Here is a 23,901-nt window from a genome sequence, read left to right as displayed (position 1 = left end):
GCGTGAGTGGTGGGGTGCCGGCGTCAGCAGTGGGGCACCGGCGTGCGCGGTGGGCCTCAGGCCGTGAGCTTCTTGCTCAGCCACTCCACCGCCGCAGGGATCTCCCGCTTCCAGGTGTTGAAGTTGTGGCCGCCGCTGTTGAGCGTGATCGAGGACACGTGCGTCGGCGGCTTCACCTTGTCGATGAACTTCAGCGTCGGCTTGAGGTTGTCCTCGCCCTTCTTGCTCGTGGTCAGCAGCAGGGAGGTCTTCGGGGCGGGCAGGTTGTCCAGCGACCACAGCAGGTCGGCCCGCTGCTTCAGCTTCTTGTCGCCGCCGAAGAGGTCGCCGGTGGTCGGGTCGTCGGCCGCCTTGTAGTACGCCGAGAGACCGGCGCCCGCGGCGAACTTGTCCGGGTGCTGCATGGCGATCTTCACCGCGCAGTAGCCGCCGGTGGAGTTCCCCATGAAGCCCCAGTTCTCCGCCTTCGTACCGACCCGGTAGGAGGAGGAGACGGCCTCGCGCAGGTCCTTGGCGAAGAACGTCTCGGTCTGCGGGCCGCCGGGGATGTCCACGCACTCGGTGTCGCGCGGCGGGGCCACCGTCGGCCGCATCATGACCATGATCATCGGCTGTGCCTTGCCCGCGCGGGCCTGCATCAGCGCGGTCTGCGGGTAGCGGAGGCCCTTGATCAGGTTCATCGCGGTGCCCGGGTAGCCGGTCAGCACGACGGTGGCCGGGAAGTTCTTCTTGGCGTACTTCGGCTGGAAGTACTCCGGCGGCAGGTACACGAAGGCCGGGCTTGCGATCTTGGAGTCGCGGCCCTGGATCCGTACCTCCTGTATCTGACCGCCGACGGACGGCTTGTTGCCGCCGGGCACGTCCATCGCGCGCGTGCCGATGAGCTGGGTCTGCTTGCCGCCGCCCTGCGCGTGGTCGACGACCACGCCCACGCCCTCCTCCTGGCCGAAGAGGTCGGCCCAGGACCCGTAGAACAGGAACGACTTGTTCGCCGCGAGACCGACCGCCGCGAACAGTGCCAGCTGCGTCACCAGCAGCATCCCGACCCTGCCCAGGACGGCCCGCCAGCTGCGGCCCGACAGGCGGGGCCAGAGCCAGATCGTGACGGCGAAGAGCAGGATCGCGATCACTACCGCGAGCGCGAGGACCTTGGTACTGGTGAGACCCATGACGAGATCGTTACTTCCTGAATGAGGATTTCCTGAGAGCTGAATGAACCCACCCCCCGGAAGCGTCGTCCTAGTGGGCGCACGTTGCCCGGACGGACCTTCTCCAAGTTCCACGGGCACAAAACCCTCGCGGAAACCTCGGGAAGCGATGTCAATCAGAATAGATGGGGATAAGTCCGGAGGGGTTCCGGGCCGGGTGCGGCGGATCCTCCGGGGGCCGCGTCCCGAGAAGGTCCCCGCGCTGGTGGGCGCGGCGGTTACGCTCGTCGGTCTGCTCGACATCGCGTCCGGGATCTTCCCCCGCTTCCGGCACAGCCGGATGCACAGCATCGCCGAGGTGCTGCCCGGCACCTTCGGGCCCTTCGCCGCCGCGTTCTCGCTGACCGTGGGCATTCTGCTGCTGCTCCTGGCACACGGGCTCAAACGCCGCAAGCGGCGGGCCTGGCGCTCGGCGGTCGTGCTGCTGCCGGTCGGGGCCGTCGCCCAGTACGCGTACCGGAACTCGGTGCTCGGCGTGCTGATCGCGCTCGCGCTTTTCGCGCTGCTGCTGGTCCACCGGAGTGAGTTCTCCGCGCTGCCCGACCCGCGCAGCCGCTGGAAGGCGCTCGCCAACTTCGTGCTGATGGGCGCGGGCTCGATCGGGCTCGGCCTGCTCATCGTCAGCTCGCACCCCAGGAAGCTGGTCGGCGACCCGGGACTGATCGACCGCCTGGAGCACGTCCTGTACGGGCTGGTCGGCCTGGAGGGACCCCTGTCGTACGGCGGCCAGGCCTCGTGGACCGTCGGCTACTCGCTGGGCGCGCTCGGCTGGATCACCGCGATCACCACCGCCTACCTGGCCCTGCGCCCCGAGCACCCGGCCGCCCGCCTCACCGAGGAAGACGAGGTCCGGCTGCGCGCCCTGCTGGCGAAGCACGGCGCCCGTGACTCGCTGGGGCACTTCGCGCTGCGCCACGACAAGGCGGCGGTCTTCTCGCCGAGCGGCAAGGCGGCGGTCACGTACCGCGTCGTGTCCGGTGTGATGCTCGCCTCGGGCGACCCGATCGGCGACGTCGAGGCCTGGCCGGGCGCCATCGAGCGGTTCATGGACGAGGCGAAGGCGCACTCCTGGACGCCGGCCGTGATGGGCTGCTCGGAGACCGGTGGCGAGGTGTGGACCCGCGAGACCGGACTCGACGCCCTGGAGCTCGGCGACGAGGCCGTCGTCGACGTCCCCGACTTCTCCCTCTCCGGCCGCGCGATGCGCAACGTACGGCAGATGGTGAAGCGGATCGAGCGCAACGGTTACGTGACCAGGGTGCGCCGGGTCGGTGACCTCGACCAGGAGGAACTGGAGCGGATACGAAGGGCCGCGGCCGACTGGCGCGGGACCGAGACCGAGCGCGGGTTCTCGATGGCGCTCGGCCGGGTCGGCGAGCCGGGTGACGAGGACTGTTTCATCGCCACCGCCCACAAGGCCGACGAGGAGGGCGCCCAGCCGGGCCCCTACGGAGACATCAAGGCCGTGCTGCACTTCGTGCCGTGGGGCCGGGACGGCATGTCGCTGGACCTGATGCGCCGCGACCGCGCCGCCGACCCCGGCATGAACGAACTGCTGATAGTCGCCTCCCTGACGGCCGCCCCGGAACTCGGCATCAAGAAGGTCTCCCTCAACTTCGCCATGTTCCGCTCGGCACTGGCGCGCGGGGAGAAGCTGGGGGCAGGCCCCGTGCTGCGCGGCTGGCGGGGGCTGCTGGTCTTCCTCTCCCGCTGGTTCCAGATCGAGTCGCTGTACAAGTTCAACGCCAAGTTCCGCCCGCGCTGGGAGCCGCGCTTCGTGGTCTTCCGTACGACGCGGGACCTGCCGCGCATCGGCTTCGCGGCCATGCAGGCGGAGGGGTTCGTCACACTGGGGCTGCCGCGCCCCTTCGCCAGGAAGGCGTCCGCGAAGCGGGAGCCGAAGCCGTGCGCGCACGTGGAGCGGCCGGCGGCCGTGCCGGAGACGACGAGGGTCTGAGACCCGGGGCCCGGGACCTGGGGAAGCGGGACCTGAGGTCCCGGGCTCAGCCGACCGTTTCCACTTCCACCTCGGTACGGGAGACCTTGCGGCCGTCCGCGTCGATCGAGCGGCGCAGCGCCTCGTGCAGCCGGGCCGGGGTCAGCACGCCCAGGAAGCGGCCCTCGCTCGCCTCGTCGATCACGGCGATCCAGCCCGCGTCGTGCTGGAGCATGGTGGCGAAGGCCTGCTTGAGGGAGGCGCCGACCGGCAGCCACGCCTCCATGCGGCGGGCGTGCTCGCGGACCGTGCCGCCGGAGCCGACGGCGTCGGCCGGGATCCAGCCGTGCAGGTTGTCCTCGCTGTCGAGCACCACGGCCCAGCGGGCGCCCTCGGCGGACAGCCGTGCGGTGGCCGTCCTCAGCGGGTCGTCGAGGTGCACCACGGGCGGCTGGTCGAGGTCGGACTCCTCGATGGGCGTGACCGACAGCCGCTTCAGGCCCCGGTCGGCACCCACGAAGTCCGCCACGTAGGGCGTGGCCGGTGCGCCGAGGACCGCCGCCGGGGCGTCGAACTGCTCGATGGTGCCCTGCCCGTACACCGCGATCCGGTCACCGAGCCGGACCGCTTCCTCGATGTCGTGGGTGACGAACAGGACCGTCTTGCGCACCTGGGACTGGAGCTTGAGGAACTCGTTCTGGAGGTGTTCGCGGACCACCGGGTCGACGGCGCCGAAGGGTTCGTCCATGAGCAGGACGGGCGGGTCCGCGGCGAGGGCGCGGGCGACGCCGACGCGCTGGCGCTGGCCGCCGGAGAGCTGTTCGGGGTAGCGGGAGCCGTAGACCTTGGGGTCGAGGCCGACCAGGTCGAGGAGTTCGGCGGCACGCGTGCGTGCCTGGGTGCGCTTGACGCCCAGCAGGTGCGGGACGGTCGCGGTGTTGTCGAGGACGGTCTTGTGCGGGAAGAGGCCGACCTGCTGGATCACGTAGCCGATGCGGCGCCGGAGTTCGACCGGATCGGCCTCGGCTATGTCCTGGCCGTCGAGGAGTATGCGGCCCCCGGTCGGTTCGATGAGCCGGTTGACCATCTTCATGGTCGTGGTCTTGCCGCAGCCCGAAGGGCCGACGAGCGTGACGAGTTCACCCGCGGCGACCTCGAAGGACAGGTCGTCGACGGCGGTGGTGCCGTCGGCGTAGCGCTTGGTGACGTGCTCGAACCGGATCATGGGGCCCCATTGTGACGGTGGGTGGAGGAACTTGTGTGAAGGGCGTGTTGCCGGGATGTGGCGGCCCGAAGCGGTTGTCAGTGCCCCGGGCTATGGTCTTGAACATACGTTCTCGTACGACTGGAATCGGCCCGACGGGGGAGGTGGGGACGCGTGAGCGCAGTCGACGGCCAGAGCTGTCTGGTGACCAATGACTGGATCTGCGGCGAGTATCTGCGGACCCGCGGCCAGGAGTTGACCGACGCCACCGTCCAGCACGTCTGGATCACGGCGGCCTCGGTGCTGATCGGCCTGGCCGTCGCCTTCCCGCTGGCGCTGCTCGCCCGGCGCAGCAAGCGCTTCGCGGGACCGGTGCTCGGACTGACCACCATCCTCTACACGGTCCCCTCGCTGGCGATGTTCTCGCTGCTGCTGCCGCTGTTCGGACTGAGCTCGGCGCTCGTGATCACCGGTCTGGTGCTCTACTCCCTGACGATCCTCGTACGGAACATCCTGGCCGGACTCGAAGCGGTACCTCAAGAGGCGCGGGAGGCCGCGCGCGGGATGGGGTACGGGGCGTGGCGCATGCTCTGGGAGGTCGAACTGCCCCTCGCCCTCCCCGCGGTGATGGCCGGGGTGCGGATCGCGACCGTGTCGACGGTCGCGCTGACGACGGTCGGCTCGATCGTCGGCAGGGGCGGGCTCGGCAATCTCATCGAGGACGCGCTGCCCACCTTCTTCAAGGCGCAGGTGCTGGCCGCCTCCGTGCTGTGCGTGCTGCTGGCCCTGGTCGCCGACCTGCTGCTGCTCGGGGTGCAGCGAGTGCTGACGCCGTGGACCCGGGTGTCCCGCGCCAAGCGCGAGCCGCTGTCGGCTCGCATACGGAAGACTTCTGCGGCTGTTGAGGCGGGCTGATCGCGATGGGTGTGCTCGGCGAGGCCTGGACCTGGCTGATGACCGGCTCCAACTGGTCGGGGGACGGCGGGGTCTGGACCCGGCTGACGGAGCATCTGTACGTCAGCGGGGTCGCGCTCCTCATCGCCTGCGCGCTCGCGCTGCCGCTGGCCTTCCTGCTCGGGCACCTCGGCAAGGGGGGTGCGCTCGCGGTCAACATCTCCAACGTGGGCCGGGCCGTTCCGGTGTTCGCGGTGCTCGCGCTCTTCATGGTCTCGCCGCTGCGCTCCGCGGGGTACGTACCGACGGTCATCGCGCTGGTGCTGTTCGCGGTGCCGCCGCTGCTGACCAACGCGTACGTGGGGATGCGGGAGGTGGACCGGGCCGTGGTGGAGGCCGCCCGGGGCATGGGGATGGACGGCAGGCAGCTGTTCGTCCGGGTCGAACTGCCGCTCGCGTACCCGCTGGTGATGACCGGGCTGCGGTCGGCCGCCGTCCAGGTCGTGGCCACCGCCTCGATCGCGGCGATGGTCGGACAGGGCGGGCTCGGCCGGATCATCACCGCCGGGTTCAACACGTACGACACGGCACAGGTCGTCGCGGGGGCGATCCTCGTGGCGCTGCTCGCGCTGCTGGTGGAGGGGGCACTGGTGCTGCTGGGCCGGTTGTTCTCTCCGCTGCGCAAGACCGTGTGACGGGTGCGGGTGCGGGTGCGGCGGGCCGACGGCGTCCCGCGCGCACCTCCTGCTCCCCGACTCCTCGACTCCTCAAGTCCCCTGTTCCTGCACTTCGTGCATTCCTTGGATGGTGAACCCTCATGAGTAAGACCTCACGCCTCGCGGGTGCGGTAGTCGGCCTGGTGGCACTGACCGGTTCGCTCGCCGCGTGCGGCGGCGAAAGCCTGGAGAGCAAGGGCACGCCGGGCGGCGGCTCCGCCGGCTCCGCCGGGGCAGGCAAGAAGGGCTCGCTGGTGGTCGGTGCCGCCGCCTTCACCGAGTCCAAGGTGCTCGCCGAGCTGTACGCACTGGTCCTCAAGGACGCCGGGTACGGCACCTCGGTGACCGTCGTCAAGAACCGCGAGCTGTACGAGCCTTCGCTGGAGAAGGGCGAGATAGACGTCGTACCCGAGTACGCGGCGACCCTCACCGAATTCCTCAACGCCAAGGTGAACGGTGCCAAGGAGGCGGAGAAGAAGCCGCTGGCGTCCAGCGATGTGACCGCCACTGTGGCCGCATTGGAAAAGCTGGCGGGGCCGCTCGGGCTGAAGGTGCTGCCCGCCGGGGAGGCCGTCGACCAGAACGCCTTTGCGGTGACCAAGGAATTCGCCGAGAAGAACAAGCTCAAGACCCTTTCCGACCTAGGGAAGTCCAAGCTCAAGGTCAAGATCGCGGCGGGCGACGAATGCGAGATCCGGCCGTTCTGCGCGCCGGGCCTCAAGTCGAAATACGGAATCGACGTCTCCGGTATTGACCCCAAGGGTGTCGGCACCCCGCAGTCCAAGCAGGCCGTCAAGGACGGTGAGGACCAGCTCGTCCTGACCACCACCACGGACGCCACCATCGACAGCTTCGGGCTCGTCTTCCTTGAGGACGACAAGAAGCTGCAGAACGCCGACAACCTGCTGCCCGTGGTCAACGCCAAGGAGGCGGGCGACCCCGCCGTCGCCGAGGCGCTCGGCAAGCTCACCAAGGTTCTGACCACGGCCGATCTCGGTGAACTCAACCGCAAGGTGGACATCGAGCGCGCCAAGCCGGCCGATGTCGCGAAGGCCTATCTGGAGTCGAAGAACCTCATCAAGAAGTAAAGAAGCGCGAGTTGGGGCACCGCCCGGGCTGATACGTACTGTTTCCCGGGTAACCGCACGGGAACAGATTGCCGGGTGGTGCCCCATCCGTGTCCCGCACACGGTAAATTTCGAGCCATGCCACGTGGACGCCACCGCCATTCCCCGCCCCTGCACAAGCTGCTCCCTCCGTCGGCGGTAGCGGGCTGCTCACTCGTGTGCGCCGCCGGTGCCTGGTTCGTGGCGGAACCCCTGGTGCTGCGGCTCCTCGTCGCGGCCACGGCGGCCGCCGCCGTGACCGGTGCGGCGCTGATGCGCGGCTGGGACCGCAAGGCCGGACTCAAGGTCGCCGAGCTCAACCGGGCCCGCGAGGCCGACGGGTGGAAGACCGAGGAGCGCATCGCCGACATCGAGGGTGACCTTGAGGAGTCGCGGGCGCTGCGGGTGAAGCTGGAGGCCAAGCTGCGCGCCAAGCGCATCGAGCTGGCCAAGCTGCGCAACGAGCATGCCGCGCTGCTGCGCCGTTACGCGACCGCCGAGACCGAGCGGGCCACCGCCCTGGAGGGCCGCCGCCAGCTCGCGGCGCTGGCGGCCTCGGCCCCGGCGAAGGAGCTCACCGCCGCCACGTCCACCCCGACCCCCGCCGCGTACATGCGGGCCGCCGCGGCGCTGGAGAACCTGGGGCGCAACGCGGAGGTGCAGCGCAGGGCGGCCGAGGCCGCGCGGGTGGCCGCTGCGGTGGCCGCCCAGGTGGAGGTGCGCGTTCCGGCGCAGGCTCCGGCGCGGATCGACGCGGAGGCGCTGACTCCGGTGCCGGTACCGGTCGCTCCGGTTCAGGTTCCCGTACCGGTGGCTCCGGCCCCCGTAAAGGACCGGGAAGCGCGGGAACACACGCGCCCGTCGTCGGCCCTCGCACCGTACGCACCGCAGAACCTGCCCGCCGTGCGCAAGCAGGGCGGCTTCGACTTCTTCGGCACGGCCGTTCAGGAAACGGTCCAGCAGTCCGTGCAGGAGTCGGTGCAGGAGTCCGTCCAGCAGGAGGACCTCGCGGACGTCGTCGGCGAGGAGGCCCTGGCGGTGCACCGCTCGTCCCGCGCGGGCGTGGACAGCGACGCGATCGGCGAGGTCATCGACCTGACCGCGCACGACGAGACCGAGCAGCTCGACGTGACGGGGCTCAGGAGCGCGGTCAGCTCCTGAACCGCCGTACGGCGTCCGCCGCTTGACGCTGTTCGCCGCTTACTTGTCGATGTCGCCGACGACGAAGAACAGCGAGCCGAGGATCGCGACCATGTCCGCGACCAGCGTCCCCGGCAGCAGTTCGGTCAGCGCCTGGATGTTGTTGAAGGACGCCGAGCGGAGCTTGAGCCGGTACGGCGTCTTCTCGCCCTTGCTGACCAGGTAGTAGCCGTTGATGCCGAGCGGGTTCTCGGTCCACGCGTAGGTGTGGCCCTCGGGGGCCTTGAGGACCTTGGGCAGCCGCTGGTTGATCGGCCCCGGCGCCAGGTCGGCCATCCGGTCGAGGCAGGCGTCGGCGAGGTCGAGCGCGTTGTGGGTCTGCTCCAGCAGGCACTCGAAGCGGGCCAGGCAGTCGCCCTCCTCGCGCGTGACGACCTTGAGGGTGTCCTGGAGTTCGCCGTACGCGAGGTACGGCTCGTCGCGGCGCAGGTCGAAGTCGACCCCGGAGGCACGGGCGATGGGCCCCGAGACGCCGTACGCGTGGACGGCCTCCGCCGACAGCACGCCGATGTCGCGGGTGCGGCCCCGGAAGATCTCGTTGCCGAGGACGAGGTTGTCGTAGATGTCCATCCGGGAGCGGACGGACGCGACGGCGTCGCGGGCCCGGCCGAGCCAGCCGAGCGGGAGGTCCTCCTTGAGGCCGCCGACCCGGTTGAACATGTAGTGCATGCGCCCGCCGGAGATCTCCTCCATGACGGCCTGCAGCTCCTCGCGCTCGCGGAACGCGTGGAAGACGGGGGTGATCCCGCCGAGCTCCAGGGGGTACGAGCCGAGGAACATCAGGTGGTTGAGCACCCGGTTCAGCTCGGCGAGCAGCGTACGGGTCCAGACGGCGCGCTCCGGGACCTCCATGCCGAGCATCCGCTCGACGGCCATCACGACGCCGAGCTCGTTGGAGAACGCGGACAGCCAGTCGTGACGGTTGGCCAGCATGATGATCTGGCGGTAGTCGCGCGCCTCGAAGAGCTTCTCGGCACCCCGGTGCATATAGCCGATGACGGGCTCGGCGTGCTGGATGCGTTCGCCGTCGAGGACCAGCTTGAGGCGCAGGACGCCGTGAGTGGAGGGGTGCTGGGGGCCGATGTTGAGCACCATGTCGGTGGAGTCGGCGGCACCACCGATGCCGACGGTGGTCGTCTGCGGGGGCGTCTGCGTCATGCGGGACAGTATCTCCCGCCGGTCCGCATCCCCCTACGGTCACCGTCCTCCTACGGTCACCGTCTCCCCACGGTCACCGTCCCCCTACGGTCACCGTCAGCCAGCCGAAGTCCCCCAGCCCGCCCCGCGCCACCAGCTCCGCCGCCTCGCCCGCCGAGGAGAGTGCTCGGAGGTACGCCGCCGGGTCCGTCGAGGCGAGCGAGAGGGGCGGGCGGGTGCCCGTCACGCCGAGGCGCTGGAGGGCCTCGCGCTGGGTGGTCAGGGTGACGGAACCGGCGTCGTCGTCGGGCCGGACCACCGCCGCGCACGCGTCCAGCGCCACGTGCGAGGTGAGGTCGCACGTGCCGTCCGGCACGGGCCTGACCTCCCGCCCGGACGCGAAACCGGTCAGCGTCCCGAACGCCGGACGCGACTCCCGTACGTGTGCGTAGTCGACGGCCACCGCCCGCCCCGCCACCAGGGTCCCGGCCGCCGCCGCCCACGCCTCGTCCCGGGGCCGCCCGATCTCCGCACGGTGGCCGGGGCGCCCCGACAGCGGCCACCACCGCGCCAGCCACGCCGCGTCAGGGCCCGTCACCTCGGGGCCGAGCCGCTCCGTGCCGTCCGCGCCGACCTCCACGTACCGCACCCGCCCCTCCTCGTCCGCCTCCGCGACGTCCACCGGCACGTTGTCCAGCCACTCGTTCGCGAAGACCAGACCGGTGACACCCGTGGGCGGCTCGTGGCACCACTCGATGCGGTGGTCCAGTCCGGCCGGGCGGCCGGCCAGTTCGACGGCGTACGGGCGCACTTCGAGGCCCGGGGGAAGCGCCGCCAGCACCCCTGCCAGCAGCTCGCCCCGGCCCGCGCCGACGTCCACCAGGTCGAGGCCGCCGGACGGCCCGCCCAGCGCCTCGTACGTGTCGAGGACCAGCCGGGCCACCGCGCCCGCGAACAAGGGGGAGGCGTGCACGGAGGTACGGAAGTGGCCGGAGGGACCCGGGCCGTCCGGGCGGACGTAGAAACCGGCCGGACCGTACAGCGCCCGCTCCGTCGCCTCCCGCCACCCGCGCCACCCACGCCACTCGGACAGTTCGTGCTTTTTCTCGTCTCTCACGGCACCCAGTCTCTACTTGGTCTCCACCTTGGGGAGTAGTGGCCGGGGCAGCGGATCGCCCCTCCGGTTGACCCATTGACCTCTGCGGTTTCCCTACGCTGGTGGTGTGCAGCGCCTCTACGACTTCATCCGCAGACACCCGACGGGCGTCGACAGCTTCTGGGCTGTGATGCTCCTGGGGCTGTCCGTGATGTCTGCCGCCTCCTTCGACGGGCGTTGGCTCGGCGTGATGCTGGTCTGCGACGTCCTGATGTGCCTCACGGTGGCGCTGCGCCGCCGTGCCCCGGAGAAGATGCTGCTGCTGTCGATCGCGACCGGGCTGGCCCAGATCGCGTTCGACATCCCGCCCAACGCCACCAACCTCGCGATGTTCGCCACCGTCTACACGGTGGCCGCGGTAGGGGCCCGCTGGTCGTCCCGGCTGGCGCTCGGCGCCTCGCTGGTGGCCGGCACGCTCTCGCAGGTCCGCTGGCCGGTGGAGAAGGGCGACTCGGCCGCGCCGATCGCGTTCGCGGTGTTCCTGACCGTGCCGTTCGTGCTGGCCTGGGTGCTCGGCGACTCGATGCGCACCCGGCGCGCGTACTTCGCGCAGCTGGAGGAGCGGGCCGCCCGGCTGGAGAGGGAGCGCGAGGCGCAGGCCAAGGTCGCCGTCGCCGCCGAACGGGCCCGGATCGCCCGCGAACTGCACGACGTCGTCGCGCACAACGTGTCGGTGATGGTGGTGCAGGCCGACGGCGCCGCGTACGTCATGGACGCCTCGCCCGCCCAGGCCAAGCAGGCCCTGGAGACCATCTCGACGACCGGCCGCCAGGCGCTCGCCGAGATGCGCAGGCTGCTCGGCGTACTGCGCACCGGCGAACACCAGGAGGTCGGCGAGTACGTGCCGCAGCCCGACGTCCAGCAGATCGAGGACCTGGTGGAACAGGTGCGCGTCGCCGGGCTGACCGTCGACTTCAAGGTCGAGGGCACCGCCCGCCCGCTGCCCAGCGGCGTCGAGCTGACCGCGTACCGCATCGTGCAGGAAGCACTCACCAACACCCGCAAGCACGGCGGGCCCGAAGCGGGCGCCAGCGTCCGGCTCGTCTACTTCGACGACGGGCTCGGTCTGCTCGTCGAGGACGACGGCCGGGGCGCCTCCCACGAGCTGTACGAGGACGGCGGCGCGGACGGCCAGGGCCACGGCCTGATCGGCATGCGGGAGCGGGTCGGTATGGTCGGCGGCACACTGGACGCGGGGCCGCGCCCCGGCGGCGGCTTCCGGATCAGCGCACTGCTCCCGCTCAAGCCCGCGCACTGAACACCCCGTACGACCCGCCCCTCAACCGCAGTCCGGAAGGTCCCCCAATGCCGCCGATCCGCGTCATGCTCGTCGACGACCAGATGCTGCTGCGCACCGGATTCCGGATGGTCCTGGCCGCCCAGCCGGACATGGAGGTCGTCGCGGAGGCGGGCGACGGGCAGGAGGCGATCGACATCCTGCGGACCACGGCGGTGGACGTCGTCCTGATGGACGTACGGATGCCCAGGCTGGACGGGGTGGAGGCGACGCGGCAGATCTGCGCGGCCCAGGACCCGCCCAAGGTGCTCATCCTGACCACCTTCGACCTCGACGAGTACGCCTTCTCCGGGCTCCAGGCGGGGGCCAGCGGGTTCATGCTGAAGGACGTGCCGCCGGCCGAGCTGCTGGCCGCGATCCGCTCCGTGCACAGCGGGGACGCGGTCGTCGCCCCGTCCACCACCCGCAGGCTCCTCGACCGCTTCTCCACGATGCTGCCCAGCACCGGCAAGGAGCCGCAGCACAAGGAGGTCGGGAAGCTCACCGAGCGCGAGCGCGAGGTGATGCTGCTGGTCGCCCAGGGGCTGTCGAACGGTGAGATCGCCGCCCGGCTGGTGCTGTCCGAGGCCACCGTCAAGACGCACGTCGGCCGCATCCTCACCAAGCTGGGGCTGCGCGACCGGGTGCAGGTCGTCGTCCTCGCGTACGAGACCGGGCTGGTGCGGGCCGGAGGCTCGCCCGGCACCGCCTGAGGAGCACCGCCCGGCACCGCCTGACGGCCCCACCGGCCCCACCGGCCCCACCCGCCTGACGGTCCCACCGCCTGACGGCTACCTGAGCACCCCCTCCAGGAAGTCGCTGCCCAGCCGCGCCACCACCGACACGTCCAGCTGGTGCAGTACGTACCGGCCGCGCCTGCGCGTGGTGATCAGGCCCGCCTTCTTCAGCACGGCCAGGTGCCGGGACACCTCGGGTGCGGTGATGCCGTACGAATCGGCCAGTTCGCCCGTGGTGTACGGGGTGCGCGCCAGCAGTCTGCACAGCCGCATCCGCATCGGGTTGGCCAGCGCCTCCATCCGCCGCTGGAGCAGCTCGGTGGAGCCCGGTGAGGTCATGTCGGGCGTGCCCACCGGGTAGTGGATCACCGGCCGCCAGCGCGGGGCGTGCAGCACCAGCAGGTGCGGCCAGCCGAAGCTGGAGCCCACCAGGGTGAGTCCGTTGCCGCCGGGCCTGTCGAGGGCGGAGGTGTGGCCCTCGGTCAGCTTGTCCACCCGGATGCGCCCGGCGGCCTCGTCCAGGGCGAGCGCGGGGGACACCGACTGGAGTGCCTCCGGCAGGCCCCTGCGGCGCAGCAGTTCCGTCTTGTGCCGGGCGTCGGCGGCGAGCTGGACCCGCACCCGGTTCCAGGTGTCGGCGAAGAACGCCTCGTCGCAGTCCTCGAAGAGCCGCCGCAGCCAGCGCCTGACCGTGCCCGGGTCGTCCAGCAGACGGGTGGTGAAGTCGACCTGCTGGGGGCCCCGGGCGGCGGCGAGCTCCAGGGCGCGGGCGCGCAGCGCGGGGTCGGTCAGCGGGGAGGGGCCGTCCACCGTGTACAGGCTGGAGCAGGTGAACTCCAGGGCCGCCGTCACGAACGTCTCGTCGTCCAGCCGGTCGAGCAGGTCCAGGTCCTCGGCCATCGTCGCCCCCGGCCCCCGGGCCGCGTCCGGGCCCTCCGCGGGGAGCGCCCCGAACGGCAGGAAGATGTCCGAGAACGTCGTCCGCCACAGGAAGTCCGCCTCGGTCAGCCGGTCCGCGAGGTCCGGCTTCAGCCCGGCGGAGGTCGCCGTCGCCCAGCCGTGGTGCTTGGGGTGGTGGCCGGGCTCGCACAGGGCGTGCAGGGCCATGCCCAGTTCGGCCAGCGGCGAGATCGCGAAGTCGATCCGCTCGGGCGGCAGGCCGTGGATGTCGATGGACACGCTCATGACCCCATGGTGCACGCCACCACCGACAACGGGCCGTGGATTGACGGCGGACGTCAATCCAACGGACACCGATTGACGTTCCCCGCCAATCGGTTGGCCGTCCGGTCTTGACCGGGCGCAGCGTGAGGGCCATGAACGCATCCCAGCAGCACATGTTCGACGCCTACCGCGCCGCCCAGCACGGCACCCCCACCCCGCCCGCCCCCGGACAGCACGACTGGCGGACCGTCGCCGAACTGCGCGACACCGTCCGCGACGACCTCCGCTTCCGCGCGGTGATCGAGGGCCGCCCGGCCCACACCTACGGCAGGTCCGCCGTCGCCAGGCTGGCCACCCGGCTGGCCAACCGGCTGGCCGGCGGTGTCACCGCCGCCGCCCGTGCACGGCGTACCGCCGACTGCAACTAGCCGATCCGACCGGTGAATTCGGCCACCGCAGCCACCACGTCCTCCTCCGTCCACTCCAGCCCCTGGGACGCCACCGTCAGCTCCGTCACCGCGATCCCATCCGGCCCCTCCGGGCACGGGTGCCACTGGTGGAACAGGGCCGTCCCCGTCTCCTCGGCCTGCCGTACGGCCGCCTCGGTCAGCACCTCGGCGTCGTACGGCAGCCACACCTGGAACTGATGCGTGTGCGGGACCTCCGGGCGCATCCGGAACCACGGCACCTTCGCCGCCCCGAGCCCCTTCCCGACCGCCTCGGCGACCACCTTCGCGTGCGCCACGTACTCCGGCAGCCGGGGCAGTTCCCGCTCCAGGCCGAGCAGTGCGCTCAGCACCGCCGGGTACTGCTGGGCGACGGCGCCCCCGTAGCGGTGCCGCCAGGTCCTCGCCTCGTCGATCAGCGACCGGGGTCCGGCCAGCGCCGCCCCCGACATGCCGTCGAGCGACTTGTAGAACGACACGTAGACGCTGTCCGCGAGCGCCGCGATCTCCGCCAGGGACCGCCCGAAGTGCGGGGTGCACTCCCACAGCCGGGCCCCGTCGAAGTGGACGACCGCGTCCCGCTCCCGGGCCGCCGCCACGACCTCGGTCAGTTCCTCCCAGGTCGGGAGCACGAAACCGGGCTCGCGCAGCGGCAGTTCGAGCATCAGCGACCCGAAGGTCTCGTCGAAGCCGCGGACCTCCTCGGCCGTGGGCAGCCGGGGCTCGGACGTCGGGTGCACGGTGCGCAGACCGCTCACCGAGGGGAAGGCGCCCCGCTCGTGCTGCTCGGGGTGGGCGCGGGGGTGCAGCGCGACGACCGGGTTCCCGGTACGGGCGGCCCAGCAGCGCAGCGCGACCTGCTGGGCCATGGTGCCGGTGGGGAAGAAGGCGGCGGCCTCGGTGCCCAGGAGCTCGGCGGTGCGGCGCTCCAGCTCCTCGACGATGCGGTCGCCGTAGAGGTCGGCCCAGTCGTCGAGGTCGTACACGCTGGACCCGTGCGCGACGAGGTCGGCCAGCCGCTCACCGATCCGGCGCTCGCTGGGGAGGCGGGCGAGCACCCGGGTCGCACCGCGCCAGGCGGTCAGCCTGCGCTGCCGGGGGTCGGACTGGTCGCTGCCGCTGGGGACGTCCGTACTGCCACTGTCGGTCATCCGTCGATGGTGACGAACGCCTGTGACAAGGCAACCGGTTTTCCCCACAGCCTGTGGAAAATCTGCGGCGGGGCGGGCGGGAGCGGGGGCGCGGGGGCCGGGCGGAGCGCCGCGAACCGCACCCCAGGAACCCTCCGAACCCCTGGCGTAGCATGACGAGCAATCGTCCGGTACCCCCTGCGGACTGGAACGGAAGGCCGTTTCCGCGTGAACGCATCGCACCAGCCAGAGCCCCGCCACGACCCCCGCCCCGCCCCCCACCCCGACCCCGCCGACCGCCCCGCCCGGCTCACCGTCGGCGTCGTCGGCGCGGGCCGCGTCGGCGCCACCCTGGCCGCCGCGCTGCGCCAGGCCGGGCACCGCCCCGTCGCCGCCTCGGGTGTCTCGGACGCCTCCGTGCGCCGGGCCGCCGAGCTGCTGCCCGGCGTCCCGCTGGTCCCCCCGGCCGAGGTCTTCGCCCACGCCGATCTGGTCCTGCTGACCGTCCCGGACGACGCGCTGCCCGGTCTCGTCGAGGGCCTCGCCGAGACCGGCGCGATCCGCCCAGGACAGCTCGTCGTGCACACCTCCGGGCGGTACGGGACCGACGTCCTGGCCCCCGCCCTGCGCGCGGGCGCGCTGCCGCTGGCGCTGCACCCCGTGATGACGTTCACCGGCACCGCCGTGGACGTCCAGCGCCTCGCGGGCTGTTCCTTCGGGATCACCGCCCCCGAGGAGCTCAGGCTCGCGGCCGAGGCGCTGGTCATCGAGATGGGCGGCGAGCCCGAGTGGATCGCGGAGGAGGCCCGTCCGCTCTACCACGCGGCCCTCGCCCTCGGTGCGAACCACCTGGTCACCCTGGTCGCCCAGTCGATGGAGCTGCTCCGCACGGCAGGCGTAGCCGCCCCCGACCGGATGCTCGGCCCGCTCCTCGGCGCCGCCCTGGACAACGCCCTGCGCTCCGGCGACGGCGCCCTCACCGGGCCCGTCGCACGGGGTGACGCGGGCACGGTCGCCGCCCATGTCGCGGAGCTGCGCAAGCACGCCCCGCAGACCGTCGCGGGCTATCTCGCGATGGCCCGCACCACCGCGGACCGCGCCCTGGCGCACGGACTGCTCAAGCCGGAACTGGCCGAAGACCTGCTGGGCGTACTGGCCGAGGGAGACATGCGATGACCGCGCCGATCACACCGACCGCACACTCCACCACGGCCACCGCCCTCGTCCGTACCGCCGCCGAACTGGCCGCCCTCCCGCGCACCGGCCACCGCGTCGTCGTCATGACGATGGGCGCCCTCCACGAGGGCCACGCGACCCTGATCCGCACGGCACGCGCGCGTGCCGACGAGCACGGCACCCCCGGCCAGGTGGTCGTCACCGTCTTCGTCAACCCCCTCCAGTTCGGCGCGAACGAGGACCTCGACCGTTACCCCCGTACTCTCGACGCCGATCTCCGCATCGCCGAAGCCGCGGGCGCGGACGCCGTGTTCGCGCCGTCCGCCGACGAGGTCTACCCGGGCGGCGAGCCCCAGGTCCGCATCAGCGCGGGCCCGATGGGCGAGCGCCTCGAAGGCGCCGTGCGCCCCGGCCACTTCGACGGCATGCTCACCGTCGTCGCGAAGCTGCTGCACCTGGCCGCACCCGACGTCGCGCTGTTCGGGCAGAAGGACGCCCAGCAGCTCGCGCTGATCCGGCGGATGGCCCGCGACCTGAACTTCCCCGTCACCGTCGAGGGTGTGCCCACCGTCCGCGAGGACGACGGCCTCGCCCTGTCGAGCCGCAACCGCTTCCTCTCCGAGCCCGAGCGCCGTACCGCACTCGCCCTCTCGGCGGCCCTGTTCGCGGGCCGCGACCGCCTCGCCGCCCAGCAGGCGCTGCACGCGCGCGTACGGGCACAGGCCCCGGCCGCCGAACTCGCCCCACGCGCGCGTGCCGAAGCCCTGGCCGCCCTCGGCGAGGAGCGCGAGGCCGCCGACGCGCACGCCGTGGAGAACGCCGACCGCCCCACCGCCACGGCCGTACGGGAAGCCGCCCGCGCGCTCCTCGAAGACGCGGCCCGCCGCGAACCCCCGCTCGTCCTGGACTACTTGGCGCTGGTCGACCCGTCCGACTTCACCGAGGTCCCCGACGGCCACACCGGCGAGGCGATCCTCGCGGTCGCGGCCAAGGTCGGCACCACCCGCCTGATCGACAACCTCCCGCTCTTCTTCGGCGACGCGACCGAAGCAGTCAAGGCAGCCGAAGCAGCCCAAGGGGCCCAAGCACCCCGGGAAACCCAAGGAGCAGCCCAGTGACCGGCATACGCCTCGCCGCCCCCGCCCCCGGCTGGTCGATCGAAGCCGACGTCGTGGTCGTCGGCTCCGGCGTCGCCGGACTCACCACCGCCCTGCGCTGCACCGCCGCGGGACTCCGTACCGTCGTCGTCACCAAGGCCCGTCTGGACGACGGCTCCACCCGCTGGGCCCAGGGCGGCATCGCCGCCGCGCTCGGCGAGGGCGACACCCCGCAGCAGCACCTGGACGACACCCTCGTGGCCGGTGCCGGGCTCTGCGACGAGGAGGCCGTGCGCCTGCTGGTCACCGAAGGCCCGGACGCCGTACGCCGGTTGATCGACACCGGTGCCCACTTCGACACCGACCCCGAGTCCGGCGCCATCCAGCTCACCCGCGAGGGCGGCCACCACCGCCGCCGCATCGCGCACGCGGGCGGTGACGCGACCGGCGCCGAGATCTCCCGCGCCCTGGTCGAAGCGGTCCGCGAACGAGCCGTCCGTACGGTCGAGAACGCACTCGTCCTCGACCTCCTCACGGACGCCGAGGGCCGCACCGCGGGCGTCACCCTGCACGTCATGGGCGAGGGCCAGCACGACGGCGTCGGCGCGGTCAACGCCCCCGCCGTCGTCCTGGCCACCGGCGGCATGGGCCAGGTCTTCGCCGCCACCACCAACCCCGCCGTCTCCACCGGCGACGGCGTCGCCCTCGCCCTGCGCGCGGGCGCCGAGGTCTCCGACCTCGAATTCGTCCAGTTCCACCCGACGGTGCTGTTCCTGGGCGCGGACTCGGAGGGCCAGCAGCCGCTGGTCTCCGAAGCGGTACGGGGCGAGGGCGCGCACCTCGTCGACGCCGACGGCACCCGCTTCATGCTCGGGCAGCACGAACTCGCCGAACTGGCCCCCCGCGACATCGTCGCCAAGGGGATCATGCGGCGCATGCAGGAGCAGGGCGCGAGCCACATGTACCTCGACGGCCGCCACTTCGGCGCCGAGATGTGGGCGAACCGCTTCCCGACCATCCTGGCCGCCTGCCGCAGCCACGGCATCGACCCGGTCACCGAACCCATCCCGGTCGCCCCCGCCGCCCACTACGCCTCCGGCGGCATCCGCACCGACCTGCACGGCCGCACCACCGTCCCGGGCCTCTACGCCTGCGGCGAGGCCGCCTGCACCGGCGTCCACGGCGCCAACCGCCTCGCCTCCAACTCCCTCCTGGAGGGCCTGGTCTTCGCCGAGCGCATCGCGGACGACATCGTCGCGGACACCGCGGCCGGGGCCGCGCCCCGCGTCCCCGGCACCCCCACCGAGCCCGCCACCGTCCAGCCGCTCATCGCCCCGGACGCCCGCCACGGCATCCAGCAGACGATGTCGCAGGGCGCCGGAGTCCTGCGCTCCGCCGAGAGCCTGCGCGCCGCCGCCGACGCCCTGGAGGCAGTACAGGCCGTACCGCTCGACGCGGCGCACGACCGCACGGGCCCGGCCAAGTCCGCCGAACCAGGCGTGGACTCCTGGGAGACCACCAACCTCCTGTGCGTCTCGCGCGTCCTGGTCGCCGCCGCCCTGGCGCGCGAGGAGACCCGCGGCTGCCACTGGCGCGAGGACCGCCCCGACCGCGACGACACCGACTGGCGGCGCCACCTGGTCCTCAGGCTGACCCCGGACCGCCGCCTGGTGGTGCACCGCACCGAGACCGCCGCGTTCCCACCCGTACGGGAAACCTCCCCCCAGCACCCCCTCCCGAAGGAGCAGCACCAGTGAGCACCCCCGAGAACCCCCGGCTCCTCCCGCAGGCGGACGCGGCCGGCGGCGGCTGCGGCGACGCATGCGGCTGCTCCGGCGCGGACGCGGGCACCGGCTCCGGCCTCCAGGAGGACGGCACCTACGACCTCTCCGACTGCGGACTGGACCCCCACCTCGCCCAGCTCCTGCTGGACGCGGGCCTGGACCCCGTCGAGGTCGAGGACATCGCCAACGTCGCGCTCGCCGAGGACCTTGCCCACGGCCCGGACGTCACCACCGTGGCCACCGTCCCCGAAGAGGCCGTAGCCACCGGCGACTTCACCGCCCGCGAGGCCGGTACGGTCGCGGGCCTGCGCATCGCCGAGACGGTCCTGTCCATCGTCTGCACCGACGAGTTCGAGGTCGAGCGGCACGTCGAGGACGGCGACCGCGTCGAGGCGGGCCAGAAGCTGCTGACCGTCACCACCCGCACCCGTGACCTCCTCACCGGCGAGCGCAGCGCACTGAACCTCCTGTGCCGCCTCTCCGGCATTGCCACCGCCACGCGCGCGTGGGCCGACGTCCTGGACGGTACGAAGGCCAAGGTCCGCGACACCCGCAAGACCACCCCGGGCCTGCGCTCGCTGGAGAAGTTCGCGGTCCGCTGCGGCGGCGGCGTCAACCACCGCATGTCGCTCTCCGACGCGGCCCTCGTCAAGGACAACCACGTGGTGGCCGCCGGGGGAGTGGCCCAGGCCTTCAAGCTCGTACGGGACAACTTCCCCGAGCTCGCCATCGAGGTCGAGGTCGACACCTCCGCGCAGCTCGCCGAGGTGCTCCAGGCGGGCGCCGACCTGATCCTCCTGGACAACTTCACCCCGGAGCAGACCGCCGAGGCCGTCACCTTCGTCGCGGGCCGCGCCGTCCTCGAATCCTCCGGCCGCCTCACCCTGGACACGGCCCGCGCCTACGCCGAGACCGGCGTCGACTACCTGGCCGTGGGCGCCCTCACCCACTCCTCCCCGATCCTCGACATCGGCCTCGACCTGCGCGAGGCCGCTCAGGACGGGGCGAAGTAAGCCATGCTCCTCACCATCGACGTCGGCAACACCCACACCGTCCTCGGCCTGTTCGACGGCGAGGAGATCGTCGAGCACTGGCGGATCTCCACCGACGCCCGCCGCACCGCCGACGAACTCGCCGTCCTGCTCCAGGGCCTGATGGGCATGCACCCCATGCTCGGCAACGAACTCGGCGACGGCATCGAGGGCATCGCCATCTGCGCCACCGTCCCCTCGGTCCTGCACGAACTGCGCGAGGTCACCCGCCGCTACTACGGCGACGTCCCCGCCGTCCTGGTCGAACCCGGGGTGAAGACCGGCGTCCCGATCCTGATGGACAACCCCAAGGAGGTCGGCGCGGACCGCATCGTCAACGCGGTCGCCGCCGTCGAGCTGTACGGCGGCCCGGCGGTCGTCGTCGACTTCGGCACCGCCACCACCTTCGACGCGGTCTCCGCGAAGGGCGAGTACGTGGGCGGCGTCATCGCCCCCGGCATCGAGATCTCCGTCGACGCCCTCGGCGTCCGGGGCGCCCAGCTCCGCAAGATCGAACTGGCCCGCCCGCGCAGCGTCATCGGCAAGAACACCGTCGAGGCCATGCAGTCCGGCATCGTCTTCGGCTTCGCCGGCCAGGTCGACGGGGTCGTCGCCCGGATGGCCCGCGAACTCTCCCCCGAGGACCCCGAGGACGTCACCGTCATCGCCACCGGCGGCCTCGCCCCGATCATCCTCGGCGAGTCCTCGGCGATCGACGAACACGAACCGTGGCTGACCCTGATCGGCCTGCGCCTGGTGTACGAGCGCAACATCGCCCGAATGTGACCCTCCGCATGTGGTTTTTCCGCCACTGAACACGGCGGAGATGCAAGGGAGTTGCGCGCTTCGCCCGTAGGCGCACAACTCCCTTCCGCGGACACGGGTCGTACGGGCCATGACCAAGGCTCGTACAGCCCGGCCAGGACGGGGCGGCGCCGCCGCGCTGCTCCTCCTGCTCCTGCTCCTGGCCGCCTGCGGCGGACCGGCCACCGGCGGGGCGGCCCCTTCCGGCACGGCCACCGCCCCCGGCTCAGCCACCGCTCCCGGCTCCGCCCCCGGCCCTGCCCCCGTGTCCGCCACCCCCACCGCGGCCCCCGCACCCGTGAAGGACAACTGGTGGCGCGTCCCGGCCCTGCTCCACCTCGCACCCGCCGCCGACGTCACCAAGCACAGCGACCGCTACCAGGCGGAGTACATGCTCGAAAACCCCGACGCCCCGCCCCGCGACGTGAAGCACGTCTTCGACCTGACGTCCCTCCGGGGACGCGTGGAGCTCGGCGCCCTCGGCGAGGGGCTGAAGTGCACCCGGCAGGGCTACGTCGTCACCTGTCCGGAACTGTCGCGGAAGAGCTCCGGGATGCCGTTCTGGCTCCGGGCCGCACCGGGCGCCCCGGTGGGCGCGGCGGGCCGGATCGACCTGACGATCCACCAGAAGTCCAGTCCTTCCCTCCGGCGCACCACACGCGTGGTCATCGGCTCCCCGGTGTTCCTCAAGGCGCCGGTGAAGCAGGCCCCGGACCTGAGTTCCGGCTCGCCCGTCGCGTTCAACCCCGAGTTCACCTACCGGGGCGACCTGCCCGTCACCGGCGTGACCGTACAACTGGAGCTCACCGGCGCGGACTTCGCGAGCCGCCACCGCAACTGCCGCTACGACCAGCCCGGAACGGCCGGGTCCGGCGCACCCGCCCCGACCGTCGCGGAGTGCGACTTCGGGACCACGGTGACCGACGGCAGGACCTACCGCCTCCCGGAGCCGCTCCTGGCCGCCCTCGCCCCCGGGGCGAAGGACCCCGGCGGGCTGCCCGCCGCCAGCGGCACCCTGACCTACTCGGCCTGGCCGACCGGCGCCCCCGACGCGCGCAAGGGCCTGCGGCCGGACCTCCCGCGCGGTGAAGGGCCCGTCCTGCGCCTGGCGGAGGCGGCGGGCGGAAGCGGGCCTTCGGAGCTGACCGAGAAGTACCGGGGCGGCCTGGAGTTCGGCATCACGCCCGGCAAGGAGGTCGCCGCCGCGGCACCCGATTACGAGGCGCCGCCGCTCCTCATCGAGGGGCGGCTCGGCGAGACGGTGTCCGTCCAGGTGCCCCTCGCCTTCCTGCACAAGGGCGGCCACCGCACGACCGTCCCCCGCGAGCTGCTGCTGACCCTCCCCGAGGGCGTCACCCCGCTGCCGCAGCGGGGCGAGGACCTCCCCTCGGAGGACACCTTCTGCGGGGACGCGGGACCGCAGAAGGTCCGGTGCTACCTGGACACCTACGGAAACCCGGGCTTCCTCCAGGCCCGCATCGACCGCCTCGTCCCCGGCGCCACCGGCCGCGTCGACCTCGTCCCCGGGACAGCGGGCACCGATGGCAACCCCTCCAACGACCACGCCCCGGTCACCGTCAGGACCAGCGGCAACGCGCCCAGCAATGCACCGTAAATCAATATTTGTCCGGTAAGCACTTAAAGTCACCACATGCCCACGCCATACGGTTCCCGCGGCGGCATGGCGTTCAGCGCAGACGAATTGCGTGTGCTGCGACGCGCCCTCGCCCTCGCCCTGCACCCCGCCCCCCTCCCCGCCGACGAGGTGCGCGAATGCCTGCGCCTGGCCGACTCGGTGGACGAAGCGATCAGTGAGGCGGGGCGGCTGCGCGCCTTCCTGCTCGCCGATCTCGCCCGCTACCGGGCCGCGCTGCCCGGCTCCACCACCGGCTACCTGGAGCTCCTCCAGGACGCGCTGGCGGCCGGCTACCGACCCCAGCCCGACGACCTCGTCGCCCTGCGCTCGCTGCGCCGGTCACCGCTCGGGGCCGCCCTGCTGGCCCGCTGCCAGGGCATCGCCGAACGCTCGGTGCGCGCCAGGCTCGCCCGTACGACCTCCGGTACGCCGCCGCTCGCCGCGCCGGTCGCCCCGGCCCCGCGCACCCGGCTGACCGCCCTCCCCGGGGGTCGCGCCGACTCCGGTCCGGCCAGGCCGGCCCCCGGCGGACCGGTCCCCGGGGCCAAGCCGGCGCCACCGCGCCCGGTGCCCACCCCGGCCGAGGCCTTCCCGCCCCGCAAGCGGCCCGCGCCCCCCGGGGAGCAACGGGAAGCGAGCTAGCTACTCTGGGGGCATGGACTACGTTTCCGCGCTCGTGCCCCCGGTGGTGATGGCCGCCTTCTTCATCGCGCTCATCGTGGTGATCGTCAAGACGCAGGGCGGCTCCAACAAGGCCAAGGAAGACGCCCTCCTGGACGCTCAGATGGATGCCCGGGAGGCGAAGCGCTCCGAGAGCGCCTGAAGAACTGCGGGAAGGGGGGGGGGGGGGGGGGGGGGGGGGGGGGGGAGAAAAAACACCCCCCCCCCCCCCCCCCCCCCCCCCCCCCCCCCCCCCCCCCGCCACCCCCCCCCCCCCCCCCCCCCCCCCCCCCCCTCCCCCCCCCCCCCACCACGGGTGCGGGTGCTCGGGTGTGCAGGCGTGCAGGCGTGCAGGTGCGGTTACTTGGACTGGGCCGGGATGGAGTCCTTGCGGTCCGGTTCC

Annotated in this window: 22 protein-coding genes; 16 read left to right on the top strand and 6 right to left on the bottom strand. The window is 72.3% G+C overall.

Features of this window, described 5'->3' with window-relative positions:
- Window positions 1-56: 56 nt before the first annotated feature.
- A complete protein-coding gene (locus tag ACZ5PB_RS28600) occupies window positions 57-1,169 on the bottom strand; it encodes an alpha/beta hydrolase (RefSeq protein ID WP_468694965.1) in 1,113 nt (370 codons plus the stop codon).
- 148 nt (window positions 1,170-1,317) lie between these two features.
- On the opposite strand from ACZ5PB_RS28600, the gene ACZ5PB_RS28595 reads away from it, so the two are divergent.
- A complete protein-coding gene (locus tag ACZ5PB_RS28595) occupies window positions 1,318-3,165 on the top strand; it encodes a phosphatidylglycerol lysyltransferase domain-containing protein (RefSeq protein WP_468694962.1) in 1,848 nt (615 codons plus the stop codon).
- Between the two features lie 46 nt (window positions 3,166-3,211).
- On the opposite strand, the gene ACZ5PB_RS28590 is transcribed toward ACZ5PB_RS28595, so the two are convergent.
- Window positions 3,212-4,369 carry an ABC transporter ATP-binding protein gene (locus ACZ5PB_RS28590; RefSeq protein WP_468694961.1) on the bottom strand — a complete coding sequence of 386 codons (1,158 nt, stop codon included), beginning with the start codon at window positions 4,367-4,369 and terminating at the stop codon, window positions 3,212-3,214.
- A gap of 153 nt (window positions 4,370-4,522) precedes the next feature.
- Here ACZ5PB_RS28590 and ACZ5PB_RS28585 point away from each other — a divergent pair, with 153 nt between their 5' ends.
- The 4 genes from ACZ5PB_RS28585 (at window position 4,523) to ACZ5PB_RS28570 (ending at window position 8,225) form a co-directional block, all read left to right on the top strand.
- Window positions 4,523-5,263: an ABC transporter permease gene (locus tag ACZ5PB_RS28585; protein ID WP_468694959.1), complete on the top strand. Its 741-nt coding sequence runs from the start codon at window positions 4,523-4,525 to the stop codon at window positions 5,261-5,263.
- A 5-nt stretch (window positions 5,264-5,268) separates the two neighbouring features.
- Window positions 5,269-5,937, top strand: a complete 669-nt coding sequence (locus ACZ5PB_RS28580) for an ABC transporter permease (RefSeq protein WP_468694957.1) — start codon at window positions 5,269-5,271, stop codon at window positions 5,935-5,937.
- A 122-nt stretch (window positions 5,938-6,059) separates the two neighbouring features.
- Window positions 6,060-7,046: an ABC transporter substrate-binding protein gene (locus tag ACZ5PB_RS28575; protein ID WP_468694956.1), complete on the top strand. Its 987-nt coding sequence runs from the start codon at window positions 6,060-6,062 to the stop codon at window positions 7,044-7,046.
- Between the two features lie 117 nt (window positions 7,047-7,163).
- On the top strand, window positions 7,164-8,225 hold the full coding sequence (locus tag ACZ5PB_RS28570; protein ID WP_468694955.1) for a hypothetical protein: 1,062 nt from the start codon (window positions 7,164-7,166) through the stop codon (window positions 8,223-8,225).
- A gap of 39 nt (window positions 8,226-8,264) precedes the next feature.
- Here the strand turns inward: ACZ5PB_RS28570 and ACZ5PB_RS28565 are convergent, their stop codons facing one another.
- The gene (locus ACZ5PB_RS28565; protein WP_468694954.1) at window positions 8,265-9,422 is read right to left on the bottom strand and encodes an NADH-quinone oxidoreductase subunit D; all 1,158 of its coding nucleotides are present in this window, start codon (window positions 9,420-9,422) and stop codon (window positions 8,265-8,267) included.
- Window positions 9,423-9,495: 73 nt separating this feature from the next.
- A complete protein-coding gene (locus ACZ5PB_RS28560; RefSeq protein ID WP_468694953.1) occupies window positions 9,496-10,518 on the bottom strand; it encodes an SAM-dependent methyltransferase in 1,023 nt (340 codons plus the stop codon).
- Between the two features lie 106 nt (window positions 10,519-10,624).
- Between ACZ5PB_RS28560 and ACZ5PB_RS28555 the strand changes: the two genes are divergently transcribed.
- Window positions 10,625-11,815 carry a sensor histidine kinase gene (locus tag ACZ5PB_RS28555; RefSeq protein ID WP_468694951.1) on the top strand — a complete coding sequence of 397 codons (1,191 nt, stop codon included), beginning with the start codon at window positions 10,625-10,627 and terminating at the stop codon, window positions 11,813-11,815.
- A 47-nt stretch (window positions 11,816-11,862) separates the two neighbouring features.
- Window positions 11,863-12,546, top strand: coding sequence for a response regulator transcription factor (locus ACZ5PB_RS28550; protein ID WP_468694950.1), 684 nt, complete (start codon window positions 11,863-11,865; stop codon window positions 12,544-12,546).
- A 78-nt stretch (window positions 12,547-12,624) separates the two neighbouring features.
- On the opposite strand, the gene ACZ5PB_RS28545 is transcribed toward ACZ5PB_RS28550, so the two are convergent.
- Window positions 12,625-13,749 (bottom strand): DUF5937 family protein, encoded by a 1,125-nt coding sequence (locus ACZ5PB_RS28545; RefSeq protein WP_468695301.1) that lies wholly within the window; start codon window positions 13,747-13,749, stop codon window positions 12,625-12,627.
- Between the two features lie 137 nt (window positions 13,750-13,886).
- Here ACZ5PB_RS28545 and ACZ5PB_RS28540 point away from each other — a divergent pair, with 137 nt between their 5' ends.
- Window positions 13,887-14,162, top strand: coding sequence for a hypothetical protein (locus ACZ5PB_RS28540; RefSeq protein ID WP_468694949.1), 276 nt, complete (start codon window positions 13,887-13,889; stop codon window positions 14,160-14,162).
- Here the strand turns inward: ACZ5PB_RS28540 and ACZ5PB_RS28535 are convergent.
- A complete protein-coding gene (locus tag ACZ5PB_RS28535; RefSeq protein WP_468694946.1) occupies window positions 14,159-15,331 on the bottom strand; it encodes a threonine aldolase family protein in 1,173 nt (390 codons plus the stop codon). The two genes, ACZ5PB_RS28540 and ACZ5PB_RS28535, sit on opposite strands and share 4 nt — an antisense overlap.
- Window positions 15,332-15,538: 207 nt before the next feature.
- Between ACZ5PB_RS28535 and ACZ5PB_RS28530 the strand changes: the two genes are divergently transcribed.
- The 8 genes from ACZ5PB_RS28530 to ACZ5PB_RS28495 all read left to right on the top strand — a co-directional run bounded on the left by ACZ5PB_RS28530 (window position 15,539) and on the right by ACZ5PB_RS28495 (window position 23,661).
- Window positions 15,539-16,486 (top strand): Rossmann-like and DUF2520 domain-containing protein, encoded by a 948-nt coding sequence (locus ACZ5PB_RS28530; RefSeq protein WP_468694945.1) that lies wholly within the window; start codon window positions 15,539-15,541, stop codon window positions 16,484-16,486.
- A complete protein-coding gene (panC, locus tag ACZ5PB_RS28525; RefSeq protein WP_468694944.1) occupies window positions 16,483-17,604 on the top strand; it encodes a pantoate--beta-alanine ligase in 1,122 nt (373 codons plus the stop codon). Before ACZ5PB_RS28530 ends, panC begins: the two co-directional genes overlap by 4 nt.
- Window positions 17,601-19,340, top strand: coding sequence for an L-aspartate oxidase (locus tag ACZ5PB_RS28520; protein WP_468694942.1), 1,740 nt, complete (start codon window positions 17,601-17,603; stop codon window positions 19,338-19,340). The genes panC and ACZ5PB_RS28520 overlap by 4 nt, the downstream gene beginning before the upstream one ends.
- Window positions 19,337-20,380, top strand: coding sequence for a carboxylating nicotinate-nucleotide diphosphorylase (gene nadC / locus ACZ5PB_RS28515; RefSeq protein WP_468694939.1), 1,044 nt, complete (start codon window positions 19,337-19,339; stop codon window positions 20,378-20,380). The genes ACZ5PB_RS28520 and nadC overlap by 4 nt, the downstream gene beginning before the upstream one ends.
- 3 nt (window positions 20,381-20,383) lie before the next feature.
- Window positions 20,384-21,184, top strand: coding sequence for a type III pantothenate kinase (locus ACZ5PB_RS28510; protein ID WP_468694938.1), 801 nt, complete (start codon window positions 20,384-20,386; stop codon window positions 21,182-21,184).
- A gap of 109 nt (window positions 21,185-21,293) precedes the next feature.
- Window positions 21,294-22,817, top strand: coding sequence for a hypothetical protein (locus ACZ5PB_RS28505; protein ID WP_468694936.1), 1,524 nt, complete (start codon window positions 21,294-21,296; stop codon window positions 22,815-22,817).
- A gap of 66 nt (window positions 22,818-22,883) precedes the next feature.
- A complete protein-coding gene (locus tag ACZ5PB_RS28500; RefSeq protein WP_468695299.1) occupies window positions 22,884-23,480 on the top strand; it encodes a hypothetical protein in 597 nt (198 codons plus the stop codon).
- Window positions 23,481-23,493: 13 nt separating this feature from the next.
- Window positions 23,494-23,661: a hypothetical protein gene (locus ACZ5PB_RS28495; protein ID WP_468694934.1), complete on the top strand. Its 168-nt coding sequence runs from the start codon at window positions 23,494-23,496 to the stop codon at window positions 23,659-23,661.
- Window positions 23,662-23,901: the final 240 nt, after the last annotated feature.

The organism is Streptomyces sp. NPDC032721 (assembly GCF_055579625.1).
This window is presented reverse-complemented; position numbering and strand designations above follow the sequence as displayed.